The sequence below is a fragment of the Nocardia rhamnosiphila NBRC 108938 genome (genome assembly GCF_000720425.1).
Taxonomy (GTDB): domain Bacteria; phylum Actinomycetota; class Actinomycetes; order Mycobacteriales; family Mycobacteriaceae; genus Nocardia; species Nocardia rhamnosiphila.
Map to the genome: position 1 here is coordinate 565,765 of NZ_JOAJ01000002.1, position 23,176 is coordinate 588,940.

The window sequence follows — 23,176 nt, forward strand, 5'->3', positions numbered from 1 at the left end:
CATTGGAGGGTCACGATGCCGACTTCGCCCAGCAGTGCCCAGCTCTACCCGCCGCAGGGTTTCGGCCCGCCGAAGGATCGCCGGGGCCATGCCGAGGGCACACTCGGACTCCCCGCCGGCACCGAGGTCTTCTCCGCCGACAATCACATCTCCCTCGCGGACGACATCTTCTACGAACGATTCCCCGAGGAGCTCCGGGACAAGGCGCCGCGGGTGTGGTACGAGGACGGGGCATACCAGATCGGGCGCAAGGGAAAGTCGTTCCTGCCGGGTGATTTCAGCCGGGTGCTGATGCAGTACGACCCCCTCGACGGCTCCGGGAGCGGTAACCTCGAGGCCCGGGTGGCGGATCTGCGCGCCGACGGGATCGACAAGGAATTGGCCTTCCCCAATTCGCTGCTGGCGCTGCTCTTCTATCCCGACAAGGCGGTGCGGGAGCGCTGTTTCCGCATCTACAACGAGTACATCGCCGAGGTGCAGGAGCGCTCCGGCGGCACGCTGTACGGCGTCGGACTGATCAACTGGTGGGACGCCGAGGGAGCGCGCCGCACCCTGACCGAGTTGAAAGCGCTGGGCCTCACAACGTTCCTGCTGCCGCTGTCGGCCGGCAAGGACGACGACGGCAATGTCATCGATTACGGCAGCACGTCGATGATCGGCGTCTGGGACGCCATCGAGGAATCCGGGGTACCGGTATCGCACCATATCGGCGAATCCCCGCTGTCCGCTCCGTGTGAGGTGAACAGTGTCGTGGTCGGCATGATGCACAATGTGGCCCCCTTCCGGGAGCTGTTCTCCAAGTACCTCTTCAGCGGGATCATCGACCGGCACCCGGGTCTGCAGATCGGCTGGTTCGAGGGCGGGATCAACTGGGTCGCTTCGGCCCTCCAGGACGCCGAGCATATGAACGCGTCCTACCGGCACATGTACAACCGCCCGGTGGAACACGAGGTCCGCCACTACTGGCAGAACCATATGCGGGCCTCGTTCATGGTGGACCCGCTGGGTCTGGCCGTCGTCGACCAGATCGGTGTCGACCGGGTGATGTGGTCCTCGGACTATCCGCACAACGAGAGCACCTTCGGCTACTCCGAGCAGTCGCTGGCCGCGGTCGTCGAGGCGGTCGGTCCCGAGGACGCCGCGCGCATCGTGAGCGGGAACATCAAGGAATTCCTCGGTATCTAGGCGCCGAGGGCGAGAAGGACCGATTTCGATGACCGCATTCCCCGCCGCGACCAGCGCGGCGATCGATATACCCGACCTCCCGGATCGCGCCCGGATGCGCCGGGAGACCGGGGCACGCCTGCGTTCGGCCATGGCCGAACGCGGAGTGGACGCGGCGATCCTGCTGCTGAACAACAATGTCGTCTACGCGACCGGCGCCAACTGGCCGCTCGGGGACGCCGGCCTCGCCCACGTCGAGCGACCGGTCGCCGTGGTCACGGTGCACGACGAATGGCCACATCTGTTCCTGCCCTTCCGGGCCGGCGCCGCGGCCGAATCCGACCTGCCCGAGGACCATCTGCATCCGCCGGTATATCTCGAATTCGACGAGGGGGTCACGGATTTCGCGCGGAAACTGGCCGAACTGGTGCCCGCCGGGTCCACCTTCGCGGTGGACGAGTACACCGGCGCCATGCTGCGGGCGCGCGACCGCCTCTTCCCGGGTGGGAAACCGGTGGACGCCGCCACGGTCATCGGCCCGGCGAAGCTGATCAAAACCGCCGACGAGCTCTCCTGTATCCGCAAGGCCTGCCGGATCACCGAGGAAGCGATCGTCGACATCCACACCGGACTCGCGCCCGGGCAGCGCCAGATCGACCTGTCCGCGGGTTTCGTGCGGCGCGCGTTCGAGCTCGGCGCCACTGCCACCATGCTCGACGCCATCTGGCAGGTCATGCCGGAAACCAAGGCCGACGGTGTCTGGACCAAGCACGGTGATCTCGCGTTGCCGCTGCTCACCACCGAGCGGGAACTCGCCGCCGGCGATGTGCTGTGGACCGATGTCAGCATCACCTACAACGGGTACTGCTCGGATTTCGGCCGCACCTGGATCGTCGGCCGGGACCCGACGCCGCGCCAGCAGGCGCAATACCGGAAATGGCGGGAGATCCTGGACGCGGTACTCGCGCAGATCCGGCCCGGCGCGACCGCGGCCGAACTCGGTGCTGCGGCCACCGCGGCGGCCGGGGGGCATCGCCCCTGGCTCCCCCATTTCTACATATCGCACGGAATCGGCGTGAGCGCCGCCGAGGTGCCGATGATCGGCACCGATCTCGGCGCCGAATTCGACGAGAACTTCGTGCTCCGACCCGGCATGGTGCTGGTCCTCGAACCCGTGGTGTGGGAGGACGGCACCGGCGGCTACCGCAGTGAGGAGATCGTGGTGGTTACCGACGGAGGCTTCGCGCCTCTCACCGACTACACCTATGCCCCCTATGGCGATTGAGATCCTGCCGGACGATCGCGCGCTGCGGGTGGGACGCCGCGAGCGCGTGCTGGCACAGATGCACGCCCACGACCTCGATGTACTCATCGCCGGACGGCAGGCCAATGCCCGCTATCTCTCCGGCGCGCCCCAGCTGTGGGTGGCGGGCACCCGGCCGTTCGGGCCGGTGGCCCTGCTCGTGCGGCGTACCGGCGCCGTCCATCTGCACAGCACCTGGGACGAGGGGATCCCCGAGGACATCCCGCACGAGAACCTCTACGAGACCATGTGGGATCCCCGCAATCTCGTTGCCGTGCTGCGGGATATCGACGGTGCGGCCGACGCCCGGCGCGTCGGGACCGATGCGCTCTCCCCCGGTTTCGCCGAGCTGCTGCCCACCGCGTTCCCGAACGCCGAGATCGTCGACGGTGAACTGGCCTTCCGGGCGGCCCGGCGGATCAAGACCGCGGACGAGATCGAAACCCTGCGCGCCGGACTGCGGGTCGCCGAACAGGGACTCGCCGCCGGACTGGCCGAACTCGCGCCCGGGGTCACCGAACAGGGGCTGGCCGGAGTCCTGCTCGAAGCGTGCGCCGCGGGCGGGGTGAGTACCCCCGCCACCCAGGACGCGGCATGGGTGACCGCCCGGGACCATCCGTGGCGGCGGGCCACCGCGGACCGGCGGGTCCAGGAGGGTGATCTGGTCGCCTTCTCCTCCGGGGTGCTCGCCGACGGATATATCGGGGAGGTCGGGCGCACCTGGCCGGTCGGGCCGGTGACTCCGGCGACGGCGAAACTCTACGGCCGCTGGCGCCGGCTGTGGGACGGGCTCGTCGCGGCCTGCCGGCCGGGCGCACCCGCGGCCGGGCTGCTCGACGCCTATCTCTCCGCCGGCGAGCCGCTCCCGGCCCTGCCCGTGGCCCGCGGTCTCGGCATGGGTTTCGACCCGCCGGTCGTCGCGCCCGCCCTGCGACGCACGGCCGAGGCCGAGATCCTCGAACCCGGCATGGTGCTCGCCGTGACCGGTTATGTCTGGGCCGAGGGAGTGGGCGCGGTATTCGGCCGCGACGCCGTACTCATCGGCGCGGACGGCCCGCAGATCCTGACCTCGAGCCCGCACTGGGAGCCGCGATGACCACCCGCACCCCCGGCAACGGAGTCCACGCCGACGACGACGGGAGCACCCGGGACGCAGGGCCCACGCGGCCGACCGCCGAGGAGATCATCCGGTACGCGAAGGATCCCGCGACCCGCATCGCGACCATCACCTTCGATCGGCCGGAACAGCTCAATGCCCCGACCATGGCCGCCCGCCTCCGCTACGGCGACCTGATCCACCGGGCGAGCATCGACGACGAGGTCAAGGTGCTGGTGATCCGCGGCGCGGGTGACGATTTCGGGTCCGGTGCCGACCTCGGCGAGTTCATGGCGGTGCAGAACGACCCGGATCAGGGACCGCGGCTGAGCGAATACAAGATCGGGCCCGACGAGGTCAGGTATCCGCCCAAGGAATCGTTCCGGCACGGCGCCAGCATCAGTCAGTGGTACGCCAATGCCCAGGCGGGCTGCCGGAGCCTGCAGGAATTCAAGAAGATCAGTATTGTCGAGGTCAAGGGCTACTGCTACGGCTGGCACTTCTACCAGGCCGCGGACGCCGATCTGGTGATCTCCGCCGACGACGCGCTGTTCGGGCATCCGTCGTTCCGCTATTACGGCTGGGGCCCGCGGATGTGGACCTGGGCGCAGACCATGGGCCTGCGCAAGTTCCAGGAGATGGTGTTCACCGGCCGGGCCTTCTCCGCCGCGGAGATGGCCGAGTGCAACTTCCTCAACAGTGTCGTGCCCCGGGCGGACCTCGAGGCGGAGACCGACAAGTACGCGCTGGCCTGCGCGCGCAACCGGCCCACGGACACGGTGTTCATGCAGAAGGTCTTCTTCGAGATCATGAAACAGCAGCAGGGTGAGTACATGGGCAGCCTGCTCAGCGGCTTCTTCGAATCCATGGGCGGCCATATCCACGCCGACGACAACGATCTGATGCTGGACAACGCCTTCGACGGTGGCCTGAACAATTCGGTCAAGGACAACGACAGCCGGTTCCCGCCGGAATTCCGGCTGAGCAAATCGGGCCGCCGGAAGAAGGAGTAGCGGACCGCGTCCGCATTTCCGGGGGATCGACCGCACCGGCCCGGGCGTGCCGGTGTGCTGCACCCGCACCACAGTGCGGGTGCAGCGTGGTCTCCAGGGTTGGCCACGCCCGCAGTCCCGGCACAGGAATCGAGAGAGTCATGACAGCGAATCGGGCATCGGGCCGATACGGCCCCCCGGAAATGTCACCGCTGGCGGGTTACGTCGTGGTCGATCTGTCGAGCGGGATCGCCGGCGCGTACTGCACCAAACTCCTCGCCGACGCCGGCGCCCGGGTGATCGCGGTCGAACCACCGGAGGGCAATCCGCTGCGCCGCCGGACGATCTCCGGGGCGGCCCTCGACGACGGCGGCGACGGCGCGCTCTTCGCTTTCCTCGCCGGTCACTCCCACAGCGTGGTGGCCGATCCGCGCAGCGCCGCGGACCGCGATCTGCTCGACCGGCTGCTCGCCGGCGCCGACGCGGTCGTCTGGTCCCCCGGGCCCGGCACCGCCGACCGCCCCGAGCACGCTCCCGCCACACTGCGCGACCGTCATCCCCATCTCGTCGTCACCACGATCACGCCGTTCGGCCTGGACGGCCCGTGGGCCGGGCGGGCCGCCACGGAGTTCACGCTGCAGGCCTGGTCGGGCGGTATCGTCGGCCTCGGCCGCGGCGCGCCCGAACGGGCCCCGCTGCATATCGGCGGCGATGTCGGCGAATGGTTCGCCGGCGCGCACGCGGCGGCCGCGCTGCTCACCGCCCGGCAGCGCGCGCTCGCCACCGGCACCGGTGAACTGGTCGACCTGTCGATGCTGGAAACCCAGATCCTCGGGCTCTCCTACTATCCGGTGTCCTTCTACGAGACGCTGAACCGCCCGTTCCGCACCCAGCGCCGGCTGAGCCGGCCCGGGGTGGCCACCGCCGCCGACGGTCTGATCGCGGTCGGGTGCGGTACCGCGCAGCAGTGGTTCGATCTGTGTGTCATGGTCGGGCATCCGGAATGGATCGAGGAGGACCCGACTCCCGCCATCACCGAACGCACCAACGAGAAAGCGGCCGAGATCGCCGCCTGGTTCGCGGCGCACAAGGTCGACGAGATCCAGGAGTTGGCCACGGCGTTCCGGATCCCGAACAGTCCCGTGGCCGACGGCGCCACCGTCACCGAGCTGGATCAGCACCGCGCCCGCGATTTCTTCACGGTGCACCCGGGCGGCGGATTCGTCCGGCCCGGACCGCCGTTCCGGTCCCGGCCGCCGCTGTTGCGTGCGCCGGCGGCGGCGCCGCGGCTGGGCGAGCACACCGAGCGGTACCGCCGCGCCGGATCACCCACCCGCGTGGTCCCGCCCGGCGCCGCCACCACGAAACCGCTGCCGTTCGAGGGTCTGCGGGTACTCGATATGACCACGTTCTGGGCAGGCCCATCGTGCACCCATTTCCTGGCGATGCAGGGTGCGGAGGTGATCCATGTCGAATCGGCCCAGCGTCCCGACGGGACCAGGCTCATCGCCGGGGTGCCGATCGACGAGGACCGGTGGTGGGAGAAGTCGGGGATCTTCACCGGCCTCAACACCGGAAAGCGCGGGATCACCGTCGATTTCCGAAAACCGGCGGGCCGCGAGATCCTGCGCAGGCTTGTCGCCTCCTGCGAGGTGATCGTGGAGAACTACACGCCACGGGTGATCGAACAGATCGGTCTCGACTGGGACGCCGTGCGGGCGTTACGCCCCGATGCCGTCATGGTCCGGATGCCGGGGTTCGGTCTCGACGGTCCCTGGCGCGACAATCCGGCCTTCGCCTACGTGATCGAGGACGCCTCCGGGCTCACCGCGCGTACCGGATACCCGGACCAGAACCCGGTCGAGCCCTACAGTCTCGGCGACCCGAACGCCGGCGTACACGCCCTCGTCGCCCTGCTGCTGGCCCTCGAACACCGGCGCCGCACCGGCGAAGGAGTACTGGTGGAGGCGGCCATGGTCGACGCCGCCCTGAACATCACCGCCGAGCAGGTCATCGAATACTCCGCCTACGGTGCGCTGCTGGAACGCGCCGGCAACCGGGGTCCGCACGCCGCGCCGCAGAACCTCTATCGGGCCGCCGGACTCGACGAATTCGGCCGGCCCGACAACTGGATCGCTCTCGCCGTCGCCACCGATGAGCAGTGGGCCGCGCTCGTGGACGTCCTGGGGCGGCCCGGCTGGGCGACCGACCCCGGACTGCGCACGGCCGCGGGCCGCCGGGCCCACCACGACGCGATCGACGACCACCTCGCGGAATGGTTCGCCGGTCAGGAAGCCGGTGCGGTCGTCGCCCGCCTCTGGGACGCCGGAATACCGGTGGCCGAAGTACTACAGCCACACCGCCAGTCGGAGATTCCCCAGTTGCGCCACCGCGAGTTCTTCGAACCCGTCGCGCATCCGGTGAATCCGACCGCGCGGCACAGCACGGTCCCCGCTCGCTATTCCGCCGGTCCCGGCCGCTACCACCGTGCCCACGCCCCGCTCCTCGGCCAGGACAACCACGCGGTACTGGCCGAACTCGGCTACAGCACGGCGGAGGTGGCTGCTCTCGAACGCGACGGGGCGGTGGGCGGTACGCCACAATTCTGATCCATATTGACAATATGATGTCGTATTGACAGGATGTTGTCATGACATCGAAAATCGTGCACGTGGCCGTCTTCGACACCCTCGCCGACTGGGAAGTGGGTGCGGCGACAGCGCATATCAACAATGACGCCTGGCACCGCGAACCGGGCGCCTACCGCACCCGTACCGTCGGCGTGAGCACCGAGCCCGTCACCACGATGGGTGGTATGCGGATCGTGCCCGATATCGCCCTCGCCGAGCTCACCCCGGCCGACAGCGCCATGCTCATCCTGCCGGGCGCCACCGGCTGGGAACTCGGCGAACTGGATCCCTTCGCCCAGAAAGCCCGCGAATTCGCCGCGGCCGGCGTCCCGGTCGCCGCGATCTGCGGCGCGACCTTCGGTCTCGCGCGGGCGGGCCTGCTCGACGACCGCCGGCACACCAGCAATGTCGCCGCATTCCTGGCCGCCAGCGGGTACGCGGGTGGTGACCACTATGTCGACGAACCAGCGGTCACCGATCGCGGGGTGATCACGGCGAATTCCACCGCGCCCTTCGAGTTCGCGCGCGAAGTGCTGGCCGCCCTGGAGATCTACGAACCCGAGGTGCTCGACGGCTGGTACCGCCTGTTCAGCGCGGGAGATCCGGCGGGCTATGCGGTTCTGGCGGAGTACGAGGCGCGGCAGGCGGCGGTCTGAGGTCCAGGCACCGTGCAGAATCCCGAACAGCAGCTGTTCAGCTCGGCCGCCCTCACCTCGTTCCGGCTCAACGGCCAGTTCCTCGCGATCGCCGAGAGCCTGGCCGGCCCGGCCGGCCTCACCGCCGCCTGGTGGCAGGTGCTGGGCGCCGTACTGCACGAACCGCTCCCGGTGGCAGGCATCGCCCGGGCGATGGGCGTCACCCGGCAGGGAGTGCAGCGGATCGCCGACCTGCTGGTGGAACGCGGTCTCGCGGAATACCGGCCGAATCCGGCGCACCGCCGCGCGAAACTGGTCGCGATGACGGACGCGGGCCACGCGGCCGTGGCCCGGATCACGCCGCGGCACGCCGAGTTCGCCGCCCGGCTCACGGCCGAACTCGGTATCGAACGCCTGACCGAGATCGTGGCCGCGCTCACCGACCTCTCCACCGCCGTGACAGTGCTCGAACCGCCGGAATGAGCCGGCCCGCGCCCGGGACCGTCAGATGCCGGCGAGCCGGCGCACGATGGACAGCGGCAGCACCTTCATCGCGTAGGCCAGCGGTACCCACGGCCACGCCGGGCAATAGGCCTTGAACCGCCGCTTCTCGATGGCCGACACCATGGAGCGGACCCCGGTGCGGGTATCGACCAGAAACGTGGGCGGGTGTGCGGCTTTGTCGTTCATCTCCGAGGAGATATAGCCCGGGAAGATGATCGACACATCCACGCCCGGAACCCGTTCGGCCGCGATGCCCTCGGCCAACGCCGCCACGCCGGCCTTGCTCGCGGCGTAGGCGGTCATCGTCTTGGGCATACCGCGGACCGCGGAGATCGACGAGATCACCACGAGATGACCGCCGCCCTGCGCGCGGAAGATCTTCATGGCCGCCTCCATCTGGGCCATTGCGCCGAGGAAATTGGTCTGGACGGTCTGCCGGTTGGGGCGGTCGCCGCCCTTCCCGAACGGCACCCCCTTCCCGAGGCCGGCATTGACGATCACCCGGTCGAGCCGGCCGAGATCGGCGGCGAAACCGTCGAAAACCTTCGGCACCGCATCGAAATCGGTGACATCCAGTTCGGCGACCCGCACCCGGGCCCCGGGATGCGCCGACTCGATCTCTCGGGCCAACTCGTCGAGCCGCTCCGTGCGCCGAGCGCACAGGGCCAGGTCGTAGCCGGCAGCGGCGAACTGCCGCGCCATTTCGGCGCCCAGGCCCGAACTCGCGCCGGTGATGAGGATCGAACCTTTGCCCACTGTGCTGCGTCTCCTGCGGTCGGGCCGGCACCGGTGCCGGGTGCGGCGTTGTCCGGCGGTGCCCCGAGCCTAACGGCTGCACGGACGCCCACCCGTCGGTTCGGGCGCAGACAGCCGACGCGTGGCACCAGGCGGCCGGGCACAGCACGGCCGCCGGTACCGACTCAGCGTGCGGCCCGGATCCGTTGCGAGGCCGGGGCCACAAACGGGGTGAGGGCCTGTTCGATCTGCTGGTGCGAGGGCCGGCTGTACCGGCGTCCCGGCAGTCCGTCCTCGGGCGCGCCGGTGGCCGCGCGACACGGATCAGGTTCCGCGGCAGCAGGGTTTGTGCCGAACTCGTCACCGGTGATCTCCATCGCCGCCAGCCGGCTACCGGTGCGGGCCTCGTACACGGTGAGGCGATAGACCGCTGTGAAGAGGTTGAGCGTCCGGCCCACCGGCTGCCCGGGTGCGGGCGGGTATTGGCAGGTGTGGACGAGTTCCCCACGGCGTTCCTGGCCCACACACGCGACCAGTTGCACCGCGCCGGAATCGATCGGACGCCATACCGCGGAGGGCCCGAACGCGGTGTACTCGGGCAGATCCCCGCCGAGATACACCGGACTGGGCCCGGCCGCCGAATACGGTGCCGCGGCCGGATTCCCCTCCCCGCCCGCGCACAACGCACCGTATTCGGCCACATCGAACCGGGCGAAACCGGACGCCGCGAACACCGTCGCCGTCACGGCCGCGAGCGCCACCCCGGCCACCCCCAGTGCCGCCGGATACCGCAAGTTCTTCCCGCGGCGCGCCGGTTCGCCGTAGGCGCGACCGTCCCAGGGCTCTCGCGGTGGCCGGGCAGCCGGACGCGGGCCGGCCGCCGCCCGGCGCGCTCGCGCCGGGACCTCTCGGAGCCCGGCGAGACCCTGTCGTATTCGGGCCGGGACACGGTCACCGATCCGGCGGCCGTGATCGGACTCGGGGGTGGCCGGCGTATCGGCGAAGTCCCGGCCGCCGTGCCCGAGTGAGCGGGACCCGATACGAGCGGGACCGTCCGGCTCGTGGTCCGACGGCGGACCGGCAGATCCGCGCGCCACCGCCGGCTCCGGCGCGGCCTCAGCGGCTGTGCTCCCGTACCCGGCTGTGACAGCCGCCGGGCCCCGCTCGACCGATACCGCCGGCGAGCCGGTCTCCACCCTCGGTTCCGGGCCCGTCCCCCGAGCCGAGCCCCCGAGCCGCTGCCCTGGTTCGGCCGCCGCACCACCGGAAACACCTTCGTCCCGCCCTCGGCCGGTAGCCGCGCCCCGGACAGCCGATTCCCTCGCGGCCGGGCGCCCGACACCGTGCTCCGGCCCGGAAACCCGCTGATTCGAGTCGATCCGACCGCGAGCGGGGATATCCGCGGCCCACATACCGGCCGAGCTCGGCACATCGCTCTCCGGCCGGTGCTCGTCTCCGCTCGGCGACTCCCCGGAACCAGCTGAGCCCTTATCGGTTTCAGGGGTGGTTCCGCCGCGCTCCGGAGGCGGATCCGACGTGACCGTCGGTGCGGTCGGGGCGCCCGAATCCCGGATCGGCGGGGCGGAGCCGGCATCCCGCTCCGCGGACGCAGCCCGCGGCGAAGTCACGAAATCTCCGGTGACGCCTTGTTCCCGGGGCAGGGCGGACGCCGCGGCTATCGCCGCGACAGAGCTCGATTCGCCCCAGGTCATCACCTCCGATGATGCGCCCGACGCAGCACGAATTCCGGCGGCGCCGCCGGGCGCGAAAGCGAACCCCTCCTCGTCGAGTGCGTCCGGATCGGGCAGATACCGTGACACACCCAGGATTTCGAACGCCCGCACGAGGTCCTCGCCGCGCCAGCGCACCGGGCCGGCGGCCGCACGCTCGAAGTATTCCGCCAATCCCTCGGATCGCCCGATCCGGACCAGAACGGTCTCGATACCGTCCTCCGGCGGAGGCGGCGTCCAGCTGATCCGGGAACCGGTTTTGGGGATCAGCACCACGAGAACATCGATATGTTCGGACAGGCCGTGCCGCCGGAAGAGCGCGGCCAGCTCGTTGCGCACTTTGCGCCCGCGCAGTATCGGATTCGGCGTGGCCTTCCCGGTGCGCAGATCCGCGACGCCGTCACCGAGCTGCCAGCGCCCGGTGGGCCCGGTGGTGAGCACCCCGTGCTGGACCGAACCGAAATCGGCCAGTACCACCAGAGTGCAGGCGTACGGCGTCCAGATCAGCAGGTCGGTATCCGGCGCGGCCCGGCGGCGCGAACGCGGTGGCGGCGAGCCGAGTAGTGCCACACCGCCCATCCGCTCGGCGCCCGGACCCCAATCGGATATGAGTCGCCGGACAAAACGTTGAACACTCGACAATTCGGTGCTCTGCACGCGTACAATCACGGCGACCCCTACTTCGGTGACCACGAAACCCGCGCACACCACAGCGGCGCCAGGGACATGTGAAATTCCCTGGCGCACAGTGCGATTGGATGCGCCGCCGTCCATGGTAGCAACACCTGGGACGGCGCACGAGAGCCTGCGCCCGCACGACTGTGCTCGCAGTCGGGCGAAGACCGGCCACCGGGATTCGTATCCACGGACACGCCCGATTCCGCCGGACAGCACCCGGACGGCCGTCCAGCGCGGTACGTTTTATGCACCAGAGCCGGTCTGGTAGTGCGGCCAGCCATCGGTAGAAGCGATGACGCGAGCTGCGCGCGGTTGTCCGGGACCGCTTCGAGGAGAACGACGTATGTCGCAGCACGAGCTATCCCACGAGGTCGTTTCATTGTTCGCGGAAGGCGAGGTACTGCGGCTCGACGCCCAGCCCGTCGACTACGCGATCGTCGCCCTCTATTTCGTCTTCGTCCTCGGTATCGGGCTACTGGCCCGGCAGCGGGTCTCGTCGAGTATGGACTTCTTCCTCTCCGGACGGTCCCTACCGGCCTGGGTCACCGGGCTCGCGTTCATCTCGGCCAACCTCGGCGCGGTAGAGATCATGGGTATGTCGGCCAACGGCGCCGAATACGGTTTCCCCGCTTTCCACTACTTCTGGATCGGCGCGGTCCCGGCCATGCTCTTCCTGGGTGTGGTGATGATGCCGTTCTACTACGGCTCCAAGGTGCGCAGCGTGCCGGAGTTCATGCGCCGCCGCTTCGGCACCGGCGCACATCTGGTGAACGCGCTCAGTTTCGCGGTGGCCCAGGTCCTCATCGCCGGGGTCAACCTCTATCTGCTCGGCACCATCCTCAATGTCCTACTGGGCTGGCCGCTGTGGGTCGCGGTGATCGCGGCGGCGATCATCGTGCTCTCCTACATCACCCTGGGTGGGTTGTCGGCGGCGATCTACAACGAGGTGCTGCAGTTCTTCGTCATCGTGGCCGCCCTGCTCCCACTCACCCTGATCGGGCTGCACCGGGTCGGCGGCTGGGACGGATTGCAGGACAAAGTGGCGGCTTCCCCCGGCGGCCCCGAACAGCTGGACTCCTGGCCGGGTAACGCGCTGTCGGGCTTCGCCAACGATTTCCTGTCCATCCTCGGCATCGTGTTCGGTCTCGGATTCGTGCTCTCGTTCGGGTACTGGACCACCAACTTCGTCGAAGTGCAGCGCGCCCTGGCCACCCATTCCATCGCCGCCGCGCGCCGCACCCCGATCATCGGTGCCTACCCGAAGATCCTCATTCCGCTCATCGTCATCATCCCCGGCATGATCAGCGCGGTGCTGGTTCCGCAGATGGCCCAGTACAAAGCGGCGGTCACCGCGAACCCGGATGTGGAAAGCGACGTCACCTACAACCAGGCGCTGCTCTATCTGATGAAGGACGTCCTGCCCAACGGTCTGCTCGGGGTGGGTCTGGCCGGTCTGCTGGCCGCGTTCATGGCCGGTATGGCGGCCAACGTCTCGGCGTTCAACACGGTGTTCAGTATCGACCTGTGGCAGCAGTACGTGGTCAAGGACAAATCCGACGGCTACTACCTGCGGGTGGGCCGGCTGGCCACGGTGGGCGCCACCATCGCCGCCATCTTCACCGCGTTCATCGCCGGCGGGTTCAGCAACATCATGGACTACCTGCAGACGCTGTTCAGTTTCTTCAACGCGCCCCTGTTCGCCACCTTCATCCTGGGCATGTTCTGGAAACGCATGACACCCACGGCCGGTTGGACCGGTCTGGTGGCGGGTACCGCGGTGGCGGTGACCATCTTCGTGCTGAACGAGACGGAAGTGTTCTCGCTCTCCGGCCAGGGCGTCAGCTTCGTCGCCGCCGGCGCGGCCTTCGTGGTGGATATCCTGGTCAGCGTGGCCGTGACGCTGGTGACCGCACCGAAACCGGCCGCCGAGCTGGTCGGGCTGGTCTACTCGGAGACACCGCGCGAACTGCGCACGGACCCCGAGGCCGCCACCCTGCCCTGGTATCAGCGCCCGGTCCTGCTGGCGGGTATCGCGCTGGTGCTCGTGATCGTCCTCAATATCGTCACCGGATAGGACAACCATCGTGCTCTTCGATATCCGCACCATTGTGGGCAGCCTGCTCGGCCTCTACGGCATCATCCTGGTGATCACCGGACTCGTTCACGACACGGTCGACGAGGAGGCCAAGACCGGCGGTATCAATGTGAACCTGTGGGCCGGCCTGGCCCTGGTGGTGGTCGCCGCGGCCTTCGTGACCTGGGCGCTACTGCGCCCGGTGGCGGTCGACCGGCCCGGTCGGGAATCGGCCGAGGAGAGCACCGCGCCCGGCACCGACTGATCCGGCGAACGCCGGGCACCAGAGAGAGCCCGTCCGCTGTGCAGCGGGCGGGCTGTTACGCGGACCGGCGGCAGCTCAGTCCGGCAGACCCAGTGCGAAGCCGATCGCGATGAGCACACAACTGATGACGGCGACAGCCACGATGATCCACATGGGGCAAGCGTACGAAACCGGACGCACGACCCGGGTACCGGGTCGCCGGTCCGGGCACCGCGGCCCGGACCGGATCGGCCGGAGATCAGGGCACGACCTCGACCACATCACCGGGGTTCAGGTAGTGGTAGACCGCGACGGCACCGGGTTCGGTCAGCCGGATGCACCCGTGCGATTTGTGTTCCACCGGCCCGATGTGGAACGCGATATCGCCGTTGAAGAAGACCGCGTAGTGCATCGGGGCGTTGTGCATGGTGCTCCAGTGGTACAGCTCTTTGAACGCCACGTGGAAGACACCGGGTGGGGTCTCGTAGCCCTGCATACCGTGCGACATCGGCGTCGGCCCGTAGACGACGTCGCCGTCGTCCATCAACCACACCTCGTTGCTGGACAGCCGCAGGCAGGCCCGGGCCGCCGGTGAGCAGGGCGCCTGGGTCGGGATGATGGCCGGTGCACCGGGCACATCCGGCCCGTTCGGCCAGAGTGGATCGGCCAGCGCGGGCGCTGTGGGCGCCAGCGCGGCCGCCGCGATACCGGCGAGTACAGCCGTACGGCATATCCGATGGAGGAACTGTCCGTTGCTCATCTCGTGCCGACCTCTTTTCGTCGATTTGCCGCCGCATCCGGCGAGGGATAGCAAATTCCGAGCGAAATCAGAGACCTACACGAAGGTAACCGAATATGCCGGGCTGTGGGTAACAATTACCGTAGACGCGCCGAAATGGGGCGCGGTCCGGCGATCGTCCGGCAACCTCCACCCACTCAGGCGACACTCCAGCTATCGGGGGTCGAGCCGCGTCGCCGCCCACGTCGCCGACGCTGGTAGAACACCTCCTCCACCGATATGTTGGGCACTTCCTCGACGATCCCGGCCAGTCGCGCGTCCAGCCGGAGCTCGGCGATCCGCCGGTGCAGCCCGGCTCGCCGTTCCGCCGGCAACCCCGCCCAGATCGCGCCGATCCGGCGTTGCGAGGGGTGATCGGCGAGGGCCACCAGCCTGAGCAGTTCCGGCCAGAGGTCGTCGGCGTTGGCTATCTCCGGCAGCTCGGCGATCCGCTCCACCGGCATCCGCACCAGCAGGCCGACGATATAGCGCTGCACATCGGGATGGCTGCGTTCGGCCAGCAGCAGCAGACCCCGCCACGGCCCGGGAGAGAACGCGATCACCAGGGATTCGACGATCGCGGTGAGCGCGGCGGTATTGGCGAAGATCGGGTTCATCGCCATCCGCTGCAGAGCCGGGTGGCCGAGTTTCGAAACGAAGGTCATCAGTTCCGGCGCCGCGCCCTTCTGGATGACATGGGCGGCGAGTTTGCCCAGCGCCTCCGGACTGGCGATCGCGAGCAGGATATCCCCGATCTCGGACACCACGTCGCGGGAAGCGCGCGACATCACCGAGATCGCCGCCTCCTTCAATTCCGGCGAACCGGCCAGCACCGTCTCCATCATTCGCGGGATCCGTCTCGACCGGCCGTCCAGCAACTGGCGCAGTATGTTGCTGATCGCGGGCGCGGAGTACGCGTAGGCGGCGGAGAAGATGATGCCCTCGTCGTCGAGCGTCCCGTGCTCGACCGCCTCGACGAATTTCGGTTTGGCATATTCGAGAAACGGCCCGACGGTGATGTGGTCCTTGCGGCGCAGGACCTCGTTCACGATGGCGACCAACGGCTCGGAAGCCATGATGTCGCCCAGTTCGCCGAGTGCCTTGGGATCCACATACGGGGTACAGTCCGCGGCATACTCCGTTTTGAGCATGGTGAGTGTCTCGGCGGCCGCATCGGGGTATTCGACGCCGACCGCTCCGGCCGCGCGGCCGGTCATCATGGGCGGCACGATCCGCTGGACCAGAGGCAGGGATACCGTGAGGGGAATGATCGGGATCAGGCGCCCGATCCGTTTGAACATCTCACCGTGGTACTCGAAGATCCGGCCCGACATCCGCTGCTCGAGTTCGTGCAGATGTTCGGCGCCCAGTCGTTCGAGGTAGGCGATACGTTCGACAGGCACGTGTAGCGTGCGCGCGAGCAGAATCATCTGCGCGCGGGTGACCAGATCGCTCATCCTTCGAGTTTGTCCCCGAACATGATCCGGCGGGTGATCGTCCGGAACGGCGGGGGGAAGAACCGGATCATTCCGTTGACGGCTTCGATGAGCAGGTCCTTCTCCTGTTGCTGGGCACTGCGGAACAATCCGAGCAGATCCTGGATCTCGGAGTCGGAGAGCATTTCCGACGCGGCAGTGGGTCCGTTCAGTTCGCGGACGAGTTCGGTTTTGGCACTCATTCTGCTCCTGTGTATCGATCAGGGGCCGGCAGCCGCGACAGCCACCGCCGACACCGGGTATTACCCGCCCGACGATATGCCGAATCGTCGTGAACGTAAGGGCATTCACAACTGGTGTTATCTGCCTGCAATTTGTGCTGTGGCACACCGCCGGGGTGCCGCCGACGCTACCGCAGGCCGGTTCCCGGTCCGGCGGGCCGATGAATCCGGTATCAGCGACTCGCGGCCGGGGGGCGCGTCCCGTTCGGCGCCGCCGCCAGATGCCGGCGCAGGAACAGCAGCTGGTGGGCCACGGCGGACTCGAAGAACGGATTGCCCGGCCAGATACCGAAGTGGTCGCAGGGGTAGTGGCGTACCTCGGCCCGTGCCGCGAACGCCGCCCGTGCCGCGGCGTGCGGCGGTGCGCCGCGATCGAAATCGGCGATCTGCACGAGGACGGGCAGGTTCAGCTCGGCGGCCGCCCGCGCGGGCCGATACCCGGGCAGCTGCCACAGCACACCCGCGTCGATTTCGTTGCGCCAGGTGGGTCCGGCGAGGGCGGTGTAGGAGTCGTAGTAGCCGTCCGATGTCAGCGCGGCGATCTCCCAGGGCCGGCCGACGAGCGGGATGAGCCCGGAACCGCCGAACGCCGCGGCCAGCCCGGCCCGGGCGCCGCCGGCCGCTCCCCGCAGTACTCCCGCGACACCGCTCTCCCGCGCCGCCAGTGCTCCCGCCGCCCGGCCGTCGACCAGCGGAGTGACCGACACGATCGCCGCGAGGGCGGCCCGGACGGCGGTCGAGTCGGCAGGTGTGGCGCCGGCGGCGGCACCGGCGGCGAATACGTGACCGCCGGACAGCGACACGCCCCACAGCACCACTCGGCGCGGGTCCACGCCGGGTAGTTGCGCGGCGGCCAGCACCGCGGCCCGGTAGTCGGCCAGCTGCTCCGACATCCGCACCCGCTGGCGCGGCCGGCCCCCACTCGCGCCGAAATAGCGGAAATCGAAGGCGAGGACGTCGATCCCGGCCGCGGCGTAGGCCCGCGCGAACGGTTCGAGTCCGGAATCCTTGGTCCCGCCGAAACCGTGCGCCATGACCGCGACCGGGCGGCCGGACGGGCCGTCGAACTCGGCGGACGTGGCGGGGAAATGCCAGGCGTGGCAGTCCGTGCCGCCGGAGCGGAAGGTCACGGTGGCCGCACCGGCGGTATCGGCCGGGCCCGGGGTATCGCGCAGAGTCATGAGTCGTTCCTCGCTGTGATGGGTGCGGCGGGACCGGTGCCGTAGATCGACCGCAGCCAGACGGTGACCACCGACTCGATGTAGCGTTCCCGGTCCAGTTCCACATCGAAGGTCAATCGTTCGAGCAGGCGCTCGTTGAGCAGGAGCAGCACATCGGCGACGGCGGTGGCGTCACCGCCGGCCGGGGCGCGACCGGCGGCGCGTTCGGCGTCGATCATGGCCGCGATGGACGGGATGAAGGCCTGGCGGTCGGACTCCCACAGCTCGCGCACGCCCGGGGCACTGCGCACGGCCAGCACCGCACCGTAGAGGTGGCGGTGGCGGTCCCAGAACTCGACGAGTCCACGGATGGCCCGCTCGATACGCTGGGCCGGTGCTCCCGCGCCGACGAGAATATCGTTGAGCGCGAAGACTTCCTCGTAGGTCTCCTCCAGCGCGGCCGCCACGGCCGCGGCCTTGTTCTCGAAATAGAAGTAGAAGGCGGATCTGGTGAGCCCGGCACGCCGCGAGATTTCGGCGATATTGACGGTTTCGAGCCGGCCACCGTTATCGCGCAACAGTTCGTCCAGGGCCGCCAGCAGTGCGCTGCGCCGCCGATCGCCGCGCTGCGGGGCCCGGCGGTCGGTGCGCGACCGCGTGGTCATCCCGCCCGGCCCAGCGGAACCGGACCCCGCGCCCGGGCCCGGCGCAGCCCGGCGGGTAGTTCGGTGAGCCGCAGGTCCCGTTCGTAGACGAAGTAGTCCAGCTGCTGGGTGTGCCGGGGCCGGTCCACCACATGACCGGTGAACCGCTGCCGATCGGTTTCGATGACCCGGCGCATCGTCTCCACCGGCGGCGGGCGGTAGTGCCCGGCCGCGTATGCGGCCACCAGCCGCGCCTGGCATTCGACGAACGGGAACAGCGTGGGAAACGGCTGCGCGAACCCCACGAAGGCGAGATCGTCGATACCCGGTTTGAATATGCGCTTGTACAGGGAGATCCGATTGCCCGGAGCGCTGAGGAATTCCGGGTCGAAGAACGGGAAGGTGATGTTGTAGCCGGTGCAGTAGATGATGACGTCGAAATCCTTCGCCGTCCCGTCCTCGAAATGCACCGTGGCACCGTCCAACCGGCTCACATCGGGTTTGGCGACCACATCACCGGAGCCGAGCCGCAGCGGCAGTTCCACCGATTGGGTGGGGTGGGCCTCGAAGAATTTGTGGTTCGGCGCGGGCAGACCGTATTTCACCGGATCGCCGGAGACGAGCGGCGTGAAGATCTGGGTGATCTTGCGCTGCCAGGACAGCGGCACATAGGGCACGGTGCGGAAATAGCGGTCGGCCGGGGTACCGGCGAAATACTTGGGCACCACCCACGCGCTCGACCGGGTCGACAGCCACACCTCGTTCTCCGTACTGCGCGAGGACAGTTCGACGGCGATATCGGCGGCACTGTTACCGATACCGACGATCAGGATGCGCTTGCCGTACAGATCCAGCGGGGTGCGCGGATCGATATAGGAGTGGGAGTGGATGGATTCTCCGGTGAACTCGCCGGGGAAGTCCGGGAAACGCGGATCCCAGTGGTGCCCGTTGGCGACCACCAGCAGATCGAACCGGCGGATGTCACCGGCCCCGGTCTCGATATCCCAGCCGCCGCCCGCGGCCGGGCGGGCGTACTCGACGGCGGTGCCGAATTCGATGGCGCGTTTCAGGTCGAACGCCGCGGCATAGCCCTCCAGGTACTCCTTGATGAGGGTGTGGTGCGGGAAGTCGGGGTAGGACTCCGGCATCGGATAGTCCCGGAAGGAGAGCTGGTACTTCGAGGTGTCGATATGCAGCGAGCGGTACGCGCTGGAGTGTCCGTTCGGATTGCCGAACGCCCAGTTCCCGCCGATGCGGTCGGAGGCTTCGAAGCAGGTGTACGGGATGCCGTAGTCGCCCAGCATCTTTCCGGTGGTCAATCCGCTGATACCCGCTCCGATGACGGCGACGGTGGGTTCGGGCATACGACCTCCTCGGGCACGACGCCGGCGCAATGGCCGACGCGCCGGGTGATACCGGTCACATGGACCCTAGGTACGGATTTGACAGGTGTCAATAAAAATCAACTCTTGTCAGCCCGCCGCGGAGCGGCCTAGTTTGTGAGACACGCCAGAGTCGGCCGGAGCGGGAGGACACCCCATGAGAGCGCTGCAACTCACCGAACCCGGCACCCTGGAGATACGTGAGGTCCCGACCCCCGAACCGGGTCCGGGCGAGCTGCTGATCCGGGTCGGCGCCTCCGGGATCTGCCACTCCGACCTGCATGTCCTCCATCTCCCCTTCAAGGTCCGCGAGGACCCGCTGACCCTCGGTCACGAGATCGCCGGCACCATCGCCGCGGTCGGCGACCAGGTCGCCGGGCGGACGACCGGCGAACGCGGTGTGGTGTACCTGTGCTGGTCGTGTGGACACTGCCCGGAATGCGCGAGCGGCAACGAGAATGTGTGCCGGGCGGCCGGACGGGTCGCCATGCCGCCCTGTCCCGGACTCGGACCCGACGGCGGTATGGCCGAGTACGTGGCCGTCCCGGCCAACTCCTTCGTTCCCATCGGCGATATGGACTTCGTCGCCGCCGCACCGCTGGCCGACGCCGCGCTCACCAGCTACCACGCCATCCGCGGCGCCCGCGACCAGCTCTACCCCGGAGCCACTGCGGTGGTGATCGGAGCCGGCGGGCTCGGTCATGTCGGCATCCAGATCCTGCGGGCGATCACCCCGGTGCGGGTGATCGCGGTGGACACCGATCCGGACAAACTCGAACTGGCGGCGGAATGCGGCGCGCACGAGGGGCTCGCGGCCGACGCGGACACCGCGGCCCGGATCCTCGCCATGACCGGCGGCCGCGGCGCGGAAGCGGTATTCGATTTCGTCGGCGTGGACGCGACCGCGAAGCTCTCGGTCGAATCGGTCGGACCCAACGGGGCCTACCGGATGATCGGGTTGGGCGAGGGCGATCCCGGTATCACCGCGGGCCCCGCGGGCGGTCCGGGGCTGCCGTGGGGCGCGACGGTGCGGAAATCCTACGGCGGCACCAAACGCGATCTCATCGACAGTATCGCGCTGGCCCGGGAGGGCCGGATCGCCGCGCGCACCCGGCAGTTCCCGCTCGAGGACGGCGCGCACGCCTACGAACTGCTCGAACAGGGCAGAATCCGGGGCCGCGCGGTCCTGGTGCCCTGACCGGGCTCATCTCGTGCCGGTCGCCCACATATTGCTGAGCAACGTATGGCTGGGGGTATCGGCCAGCGACTGCGAGGATTCGTAGATCCGCACGTAGGAGGTGGCGTGGATACGCCAGATCCCGTCGGCGCCGCGTCGGTAGCGGTCGGTGTAGTACCCGGCACCGCGGATCAGCACACCGAAATCCGTGGCCAATACCGTGTCCTCGAACAGCCAGCTACCGGTCGCGGTGTCGCCGTCGACGGTGATCTCCGGATGATTGGCCACATGGGTGGTGACGATGCCGGGGCCCATGTTCTCGCGCATGAACCCGACCACCGCGTCGCGTCCGTCGAGGGTGAGCTCCTTGCCCATGGCGTGGGTGCCGTAGCGGGCTTCGATCTCCGGATCCAGCGTGGCGGCGAAATCGTCCCACTGCTTCAGATCCAGAGTGCGGAAGTACCGGTACTTGAGGCCGCGGAGAAGTTCGAGTGCCTGCAGATCCATGGAGCCACCTTGGCACGGCGACCCGAGCGCGGCAAGAACATGTTCTATTTTCTCGCCACGCCGACCTCCCGTTTGCCCTGCCCGGATCGTGGTACTGCGCCGATACCGGACGACAACTCGCGGTACCCGGTCCGTCGCGCCGGCGTTGCCGCGCTTTCCACCAGCGACGGAGACAGCAATGAACAGTGCCGATCTACTCACCGATGCCTTCGATCGAATCCGCGGGGTGGTCCACGAAGCAGTGGACGGACTCGACGAGCAGGCCCTGACCCACCGTCTCGATCCGGCGGCCAATTCCATCGCGTGGCTGGTCTGGCATCTCACCCGGGTACAGGACGAGCATCTGGCGGAATTGCAGGCCACCGAATCGCTGTGGACGGGCCGCGGCTGGTTCGAGCGCTTCGACCTGCCGATCGACCGGGACGCCACCGGGTACGGCGACACCCCCGCCGAGGTGGCGCTGATCAGTGCTCCGCCCGAGCTGCTCACCGGATACCACGACGCCGTGCACGCGCGCACGGTCCGGTTCGTGGCCGCGCTGGACGACCGGGACCTCGACGCGATCGTCGACACGAACTGGGATCCGCCGGTCACGATGGGCGTACGCCTGGTCAGTGTGATCGCCGACGACCTCCAACACGCGGGCCAGGCCGCTTTCGTCCGCGGCATTCTCTCTCGCGCTCCCGCCGGCCGGACGGATCCGGCGGCGACCCACTGATCCCGGTCCGGCCACCGGGCCGGACGCGCCGATCAGTCGCGCAGCGCCTGCTCCCGCAGCCAGCCGAGGGTACGCGAGAGTATCCGGGAGATGTGCATCTGTGACACTCCCAGTTCCTCCGCGATCTGCGACTGGGTGCGGGATTCGAAGAACCGCATCCGCAACACCTGGCGCTCCCGCTCGGACAGCTCGTCGAGCAGGGGTTCGATCGCGAGGTAGTCCTCCAGCCAGCCGTAGGACGGCTCCTCGGCGCCCAGCGATTCCACCAGCGGCAATGCCGCGCTGTCGCCGTCGTCCCCGGTGGCGGGCGCGTCCAGCGAGGAGGCCTGGTAGGCGTTACCGGCGATGAGGGCCTGGGTCACCTCCACCACATCGATCTCGAGTTCGCCGGCGATCTCCTTGGCCCGCGGCACCCGGCCCAGCCGCTGCGAGAGGATCTCGATGGTGGGGCCCAGATTGAGCTGCAGTTCCTTGACCCGCCGCGGCACCCGGACCGACCAGGTGTTGTCACGGAAATGCCGGCGGACCTCGCCCATGATGGTCGGGACGGCGAAGGACAGGAACGACGAACCACGCGAGACGTCGAAACGGTCCACCGCGTTCACCAGGCCGAGCCGGGCCACCTGCAGCAGATCGTCGTAGTTCTCACCGCGCCCGGAGAACTTCCTGGCGATGTGCTCGGCCAGCGGCAGACACCGCCGCATGATCTCCGCGCGCAGCTCCGCGCGGGCGGGGTCGCCCTCGGCGAGGGCGGCCGCTTTGCCGAACAACGGCTCGATATTGTCGTAACTGTCGTGGCCGCGGTGGCGACGCGAAGGCCCGGGATCCGCCCGTATGCCTTCACGCGCCATCGGCGCCTCCTCGGAACCAGCTGAACTCGACATCGGTCGGGTAACCACCACTCGCCACGTCGTAGGGATGCTGTTCCACGCTGACCGAGCGGGTCAGCGTCCGCACGATATGCCAGCCGAATCCCTCCTGATCGCGGAGCGAGTCGACCTCCGAGATCGAGGTTACGCGCACTGTCATGCGATGCTCGTCGTAATCGAAATCGCAGGTCAGACTCGAATCGGGAACAGCTGCCGCAATCAACGACGTAGCCACCTCATCGAGGGCGAGCCGGATATCGGTCACCTCGTCCAGACCGAAATCGGCGATCAGCGATACGGTCTCGGCCAGCGCGCGCAGCATCACCAGCTGCTCCTGCCGGGCCGGAATCCGAACGCCCACCGTCGTATCCGCCGATGTCGTATACACGGAATCGGAGACACTCTCCCCCATGCGCATCACCACCTCGTTCCTACCGCC

At 68.5% G+C, this 23,176-nt stretch carries 22 protein-coding genes; 11 read left to right on the forward strand and 11 right to left on the reverse strand.

What is annotated here, in order from left to right; genetic code table 11:
* Nucleotides 1-15: 15 nt before the first annotated feature.
* From IG75_RS0111505 to IG75_RS0111535, 7 genes are all read left to right on the forward strand, one after another.
* Nucleotides 16-1,185, forward strand: coding sequence for an amidohydrolase family protein (locus IG75_RS0111505; RefSeq protein WP_030521210.1), 1,170 nt, complete (start codon nt 16-18; stop codon nt 1,183-1,185).
* Between the two features lie 28 nt (nt 1,186-1,213).
* Nucleotides 1,214-2,449: a M24 family metallopeptidase gene (locus tag IG75_RS0111510; RefSeq protein ID WP_030521211.1), complete on the forward strand. Its 1,236-nt coding sequence runs from the start codon at nt 1,214-1,216 to the stop codon at nt 2,447-2,449.
* Nucleotides 2,439-3,563 carry a M24 family metallopeptidase gene (locus tag IG75_RS0111515; RefSeq protein WP_030521212.1) on the forward strand — a complete coding sequence of 375 codons (1,125 nt, stop codon included), beginning with the start codon at nt 2,439-2,441 and terminating at the stop codon, nt 3,561-3,563. The genes IG75_RS0111510 and IG75_RS0111515 overlap by 11 nt, the downstream gene beginning before the upstream one ends.
* Complete coding sequence (locus IG75_RS0111520; RefSeq protein ID WP_081876802.1) at nt 3,560-4,576, forward strand: enoyl-CoA hydratase/isomerase family protein; 1,017 nt, start codon at nt 3,560-3,562, stop codon at nt 4,574-4,576. Before IG75_RS0111515 ends, IG75_RS0111520 begins: the two co-directional genes overlap by 4 nt.
* A gap of 182 nt (nt 4,577-4,758) precedes the next feature.
* Nucleotides 4,759-7,164 (forward strand): CaiB/BaiF CoA-transferase family protein, encoded by a 2,406-nt coding sequence (locus tag IG75_RS0111525; protein WP_030521214.1) that lies wholly within the window; start codon nt 4,759-4,761, stop codon nt 7,162-7,164.
* Between the two features lie 41 nt (nt 7,165-7,205).
* Nucleotides 7,206-7,841 carry a type 1 glutamine amidotransferase family protein gene (locus IG75_RS0111530; protein WP_030521215.1) on the forward strand — a complete coding sequence of 212 codons (636 nt, stop codon included), beginning with the start codon at nt 7,206-7,208 and terminating at the stop codon, nt 7,839-7,841.
* Between the two features lie 12 nt (nt 7,842-7,853).
* A complete protein-coding gene (locus IG75_RS0111535; RefSeq protein ID WP_030521216.1) occupies nt 7,854-8,303 on the forward strand; it encodes a MarR family winged helix-turn-helix transcriptional regulator in 450 nt (149 codons plus the stop codon).
* A gap of 21 nt (nt 8,304-8,324) precedes the next feature.
* Here IG75_RS0111535 and IG75_RS0111540 read toward each other — a convergent pair whose 3' ends face one another.
* Nucleotides 8,325-9,080, reverse strand: a complete 756-nt coding sequence (locus IG75_RS0111540) for an SDR family oxidoreductase (protein ID WP_030521217.1) — start codon at nt 9,078-9,080, stop codon at nt 8,325-8,327.
* A gap of 164 nt (nt 9,081-9,244) precedes the next feature.
* Nucleotides 9,245-11,359: a hypothetical protein gene (locus IG75_RS37325; protein ID WP_156058846.1), complete on the reverse strand. Its 2,115-nt coding sequence runs from the start codon at nt 11,357-11,359 to the stop codon at nt 9,245-9,247.
* Between the two features lie 451 nt (nt 11,360-11,810).
* Between IG75_RS37325 and IG75_RS0111550 the strand changes: the two genes are divergently transcribed.
* Nucleotides 11,811-13,541, forward strand: coding sequence for a sodium:solute symporter family protein (locus tag IG75_RS0111550; RefSeq protein WP_036513324.1), 1,731 nt, complete (start codon nt 11,811-11,813; stop codon nt 13,539-13,541).
* A gap of 10 nt (nt 13,542-13,551) precedes the next feature.
* Nucleotides 13,552-13,806, forward strand: a complete 255-nt coding sequence (locus IG75_RS0111555; RefSeq protein WP_051714497.1) for a hypothetical protein — start codon at nt 13,552-13,554, stop codon at nt 13,804-13,806.
* A gap of 238 nt (nt 13,807-14,044) precedes the next feature.
* Here IG75_RS0111555 and IG75_RS0111560 read toward each other — a convergent pair whose 3' ends face one another.
* The 6 genes from IG75_RS0111560 to IG75_RS0111585 all read right to left on the reverse strand — a co-directional run bounded on the left by IG75_RS0111560 (nt 14,045) and on the right by IG75_RS0111585 (nt 19,448).
* Entirely contained in the window at nt 14,045-14,545 is a 501-nt protein-coding gene (locus tag IG75_RS0111560) for a L,D-transpeptidase (RefSeq protein ID WP_030521221.1), read from the reverse strand.
* Between the two features lie 176 nt (nt 14,546-14,721).
* The gene (locus IG75_RS0111565) at nt 14,722-16,020 is read right to left on the reverse strand and encodes a hypothetical protein (RefSeq protein WP_030521222.1); all 1,299 of its coding nucleotides are present in this window, start codon (nt 16,018-16,020) and stop codon (nt 14,722-14,724) included.
* Nucleotides 16,017-16,241, reverse strand: coding sequence for a hypothetical protein (locus IG75_RS0111570; protein WP_030521223.1), 225 nt, complete (start codon nt 16,239-16,241; stop codon nt 16,017-16,019). The genes IG75_RS0111565 and IG75_RS0111570 overlap by 4 nt, the downstream gene beginning before the upstream one ends.
* A 212-nt stretch (nt 16,242-16,453) precedes the next feature.
* Entirely contained in the window at nt 16,454-17,461 is a 1,008-nt protein-coding gene (locus IG75_RS0111575) for an alpha/beta hydrolase (protein WP_051714498.1), read from the reverse strand.
* Nucleotides 17,458-18,105 carry a TetR/AcrR family transcriptional regulator gene (locus IG75_RS0111580; protein ID WP_030521225.1) on the reverse strand — a complete coding sequence of 216 codons (648 nt, stop codon included), beginning with the start codon at nt 18,103-18,105 and terminating at the stop codon, nt 17,458-17,460. Before IG75_RS0111580 ends, IG75_RS0111575 begins: the two co-directional genes overlap by 4 nt.
* A complete protein-coding gene (locus IG75_RS0111585; RefSeq protein WP_030521226.1) occupies nt 18,102-19,448 on the reverse strand; it encodes a flavin-containing monooxygenase in 1,347 nt (448 codons plus the stop codon). Before IG75_RS0111585 ends, IG75_RS0111580 begins: the two co-directional genes overlap by 4 nt.
* Nucleotides 19,449-19,623: 175 nt before the next feature.
* On the opposite strand from IG75_RS0111585, the gene IG75_RS0111590 reads away from it, so the two are divergent.
* Complete coding sequence (locus tag IG75_RS0111590; RefSeq protein WP_030521227.1) at nt 19,624-20,664, forward strand: NAD(P)-dependent alcohol dehydrogenase; 1,041 nt, start codon at nt 19,624-19,626, stop codon at nt 20,662-20,664.
* A 6-nt stretch (nt 20,665-20,670) separates the two neighbouring features.
* Here the strand turns inward: IG75_RS0111590 and IG75_RS0111595 are convergent, their stop codons facing one another.
* The gene (locus IG75_RS0111595; RefSeq protein WP_030521228.1) at nt 20,671-21,150 is read right to left on the reverse strand and encodes a nuclear transport factor 2 family protein; all 480 of its coding nucleotides are present in this window, start codon (nt 21,148-21,150) and stop codon (nt 20,671-20,673) included.
* Between the two features lie 178 nt (nt 21,151-21,328).
* Here IG75_RS0111595 and IG75_RS0111600 point away from each other — a divergent pair, with 178 nt between their 5' ends.
* The gene (locus tag IG75_RS0111600; protein WP_051714499.1) at nt 21,329-21,868 is read left to right on the forward strand and encodes a mycothiol transferase; all 540 of its coding nucleotides are present in this window, start codon (nt 21,329-21,331) and stop codon (nt 21,866-21,868) included.
* Nucleotides 21,869-21,900: 32 nt separating this feature from the next.
* Here the strand turns inward: IG75_RS0111600 and IG75_RS0111605 are convergent, their stop codons facing one another.
* Together IG75_RS0111605 and IG75_RS0111610 are read right to left on the reverse strand one after the other, a co-directional pair.
* A complete protein-coding gene (locus tag IG75_RS0111605) occupies nt 21,901-22,719 on the reverse strand; it encodes an RNA polymerase sigma factor SigF (protein WP_030521230.1) in 819 nt (272 codons plus the stop codon).
* A complete protein-coding gene (locus tag IG75_RS0111610) occupies nt 22,709-23,098 on the reverse strand; it encodes an ATP-binding protein (protein ID WP_245713293.1) in 390 nt (129 codons plus the stop codon). Before IG75_RS0111610 ends, IG75_RS0111605 begins: the two co-directional genes overlap by 11 nt.
* Between the last annotated feature and the right edge of the window lie 78 nt (nt 23,099-23,176).

Bases quoted from the DNA above. Each gene is read 5' to 3' on its own strand.
- IG75_RS0111560 (WP_030521221.1), bottom strand. From the start codon at position 14,545: ATGAGCAACGGACAGTTCCTCCATCGGATATGCCGTACGGCTGTACTC.
- IG75_RS0111590 (WP_030521227.1), top strand. From the start codon at position 19,624: ATGAGAGCGCTGCAACTCACCGAACCCGGCACCCTGGAGATACGTGAG.
- IG75_RS0111510 (WP_030521211.1), top strand. From the start codon at position 1,214: ATGACCGCATTCCCCGCCGCGACCAGCGCGGCGATCGATATACCCGAC.
- IG75_RS0111520 (WP_081876802.1), top strand. From the start codon at position 3,560: ATGACCACCCGCACCCCCGGCAACGGAGTCCACGCCGACGACGACGGG.
- IG75_RS0111565 (WP_030521222.1), bottom strand. From the start codon at position 16,020: ATGAGCGATCTGGTCACCCGCGCGCAGATGATTCTGCTCGCGCGCACG.
- IG75_RS0111575 (WP_051714498.1), bottom strand. From the start codon at position 17,461: ATGACTCTGCGCGATACCCCGGGCCCGGCCGATACCGCCGGTGCGGCC.
- IG75_RS0111515 (WP_030521212.1), top strand. From the start codon at position 2,439: ATGGCGATTGAGATCCTGCCGGACGATCGCGCGCTGCGGGTGGGACGC.
- IG75_RS0111550 (WP_036513324.1), top strand. From the start codon at position 11,811: ATGTCGCAGCACGAGCTATCCCACGAGGTCGTTTCATTGTTCGCGGAA.
- IG75_RS0111580 (WP_030521225.1), bottom strand. From the start codon at position 18,105: ATGACCACGCGGTCGCGCACCGACCGCCGGGCCCCGCAGCGCGGCGAT.
- IG75_RS0111605 (WP_030521230.1), bottom strand. From the start codon at position 22,719: ATGGCGCGTGAAGGCATACGGGCGGATCCCGGGCCTTCGCGTCGCCAC.
- IG75_RS0111585 (WP_030521226.1), bottom strand. From the start codon at position 19,448: ATGCCCGAACCCACCGTCGCCGTCATCGGAGCGGGTATCAGCGGATTG.
- IG75_RS0111595 (WP_030521228.1), bottom strand. From the start codon at position 21,150: ATGGATCTGCAGGCACTCGAACTTCTCCGCGGCCTCAAGTACCGGTAC.
- IG75_RS0111505 (WP_030521210.1), top strand. From the start codon at position 16: ATGCCGACTTCGCCCAGCAGTGCCCAGCTCTACCCGCCGCAGGGTTTC.
- IG75_RS0111600 (WP_051714499.1), top strand. From the start codon at position 21,329: ATGAACAGTGCCGATCTACTCACCGATGCCTTCGATCGAATCCGCGGG.
- IG75_RS0111570 (WP_030521223.1), bottom strand. From the start codon at position 16,241: ATGAGTGCCAAAACCGAACTCGTCCGCGAACTGAACGGACCCACTGCC.
- IG75_RS0111530 (WP_030521215.1), top strand. From the start codon at position 7,206: ATGACATCGAAAATCGTGCACGTGGCCGTCTTCGACACCCTCGCCGAC.
- IG75_RS0111525 (WP_030521214.1), top strand. From the start codon at position 4,759: ATGTCACCGCTGGCGGGTTACGTCGTGGTCGATCTGTCGAGCGGGATC.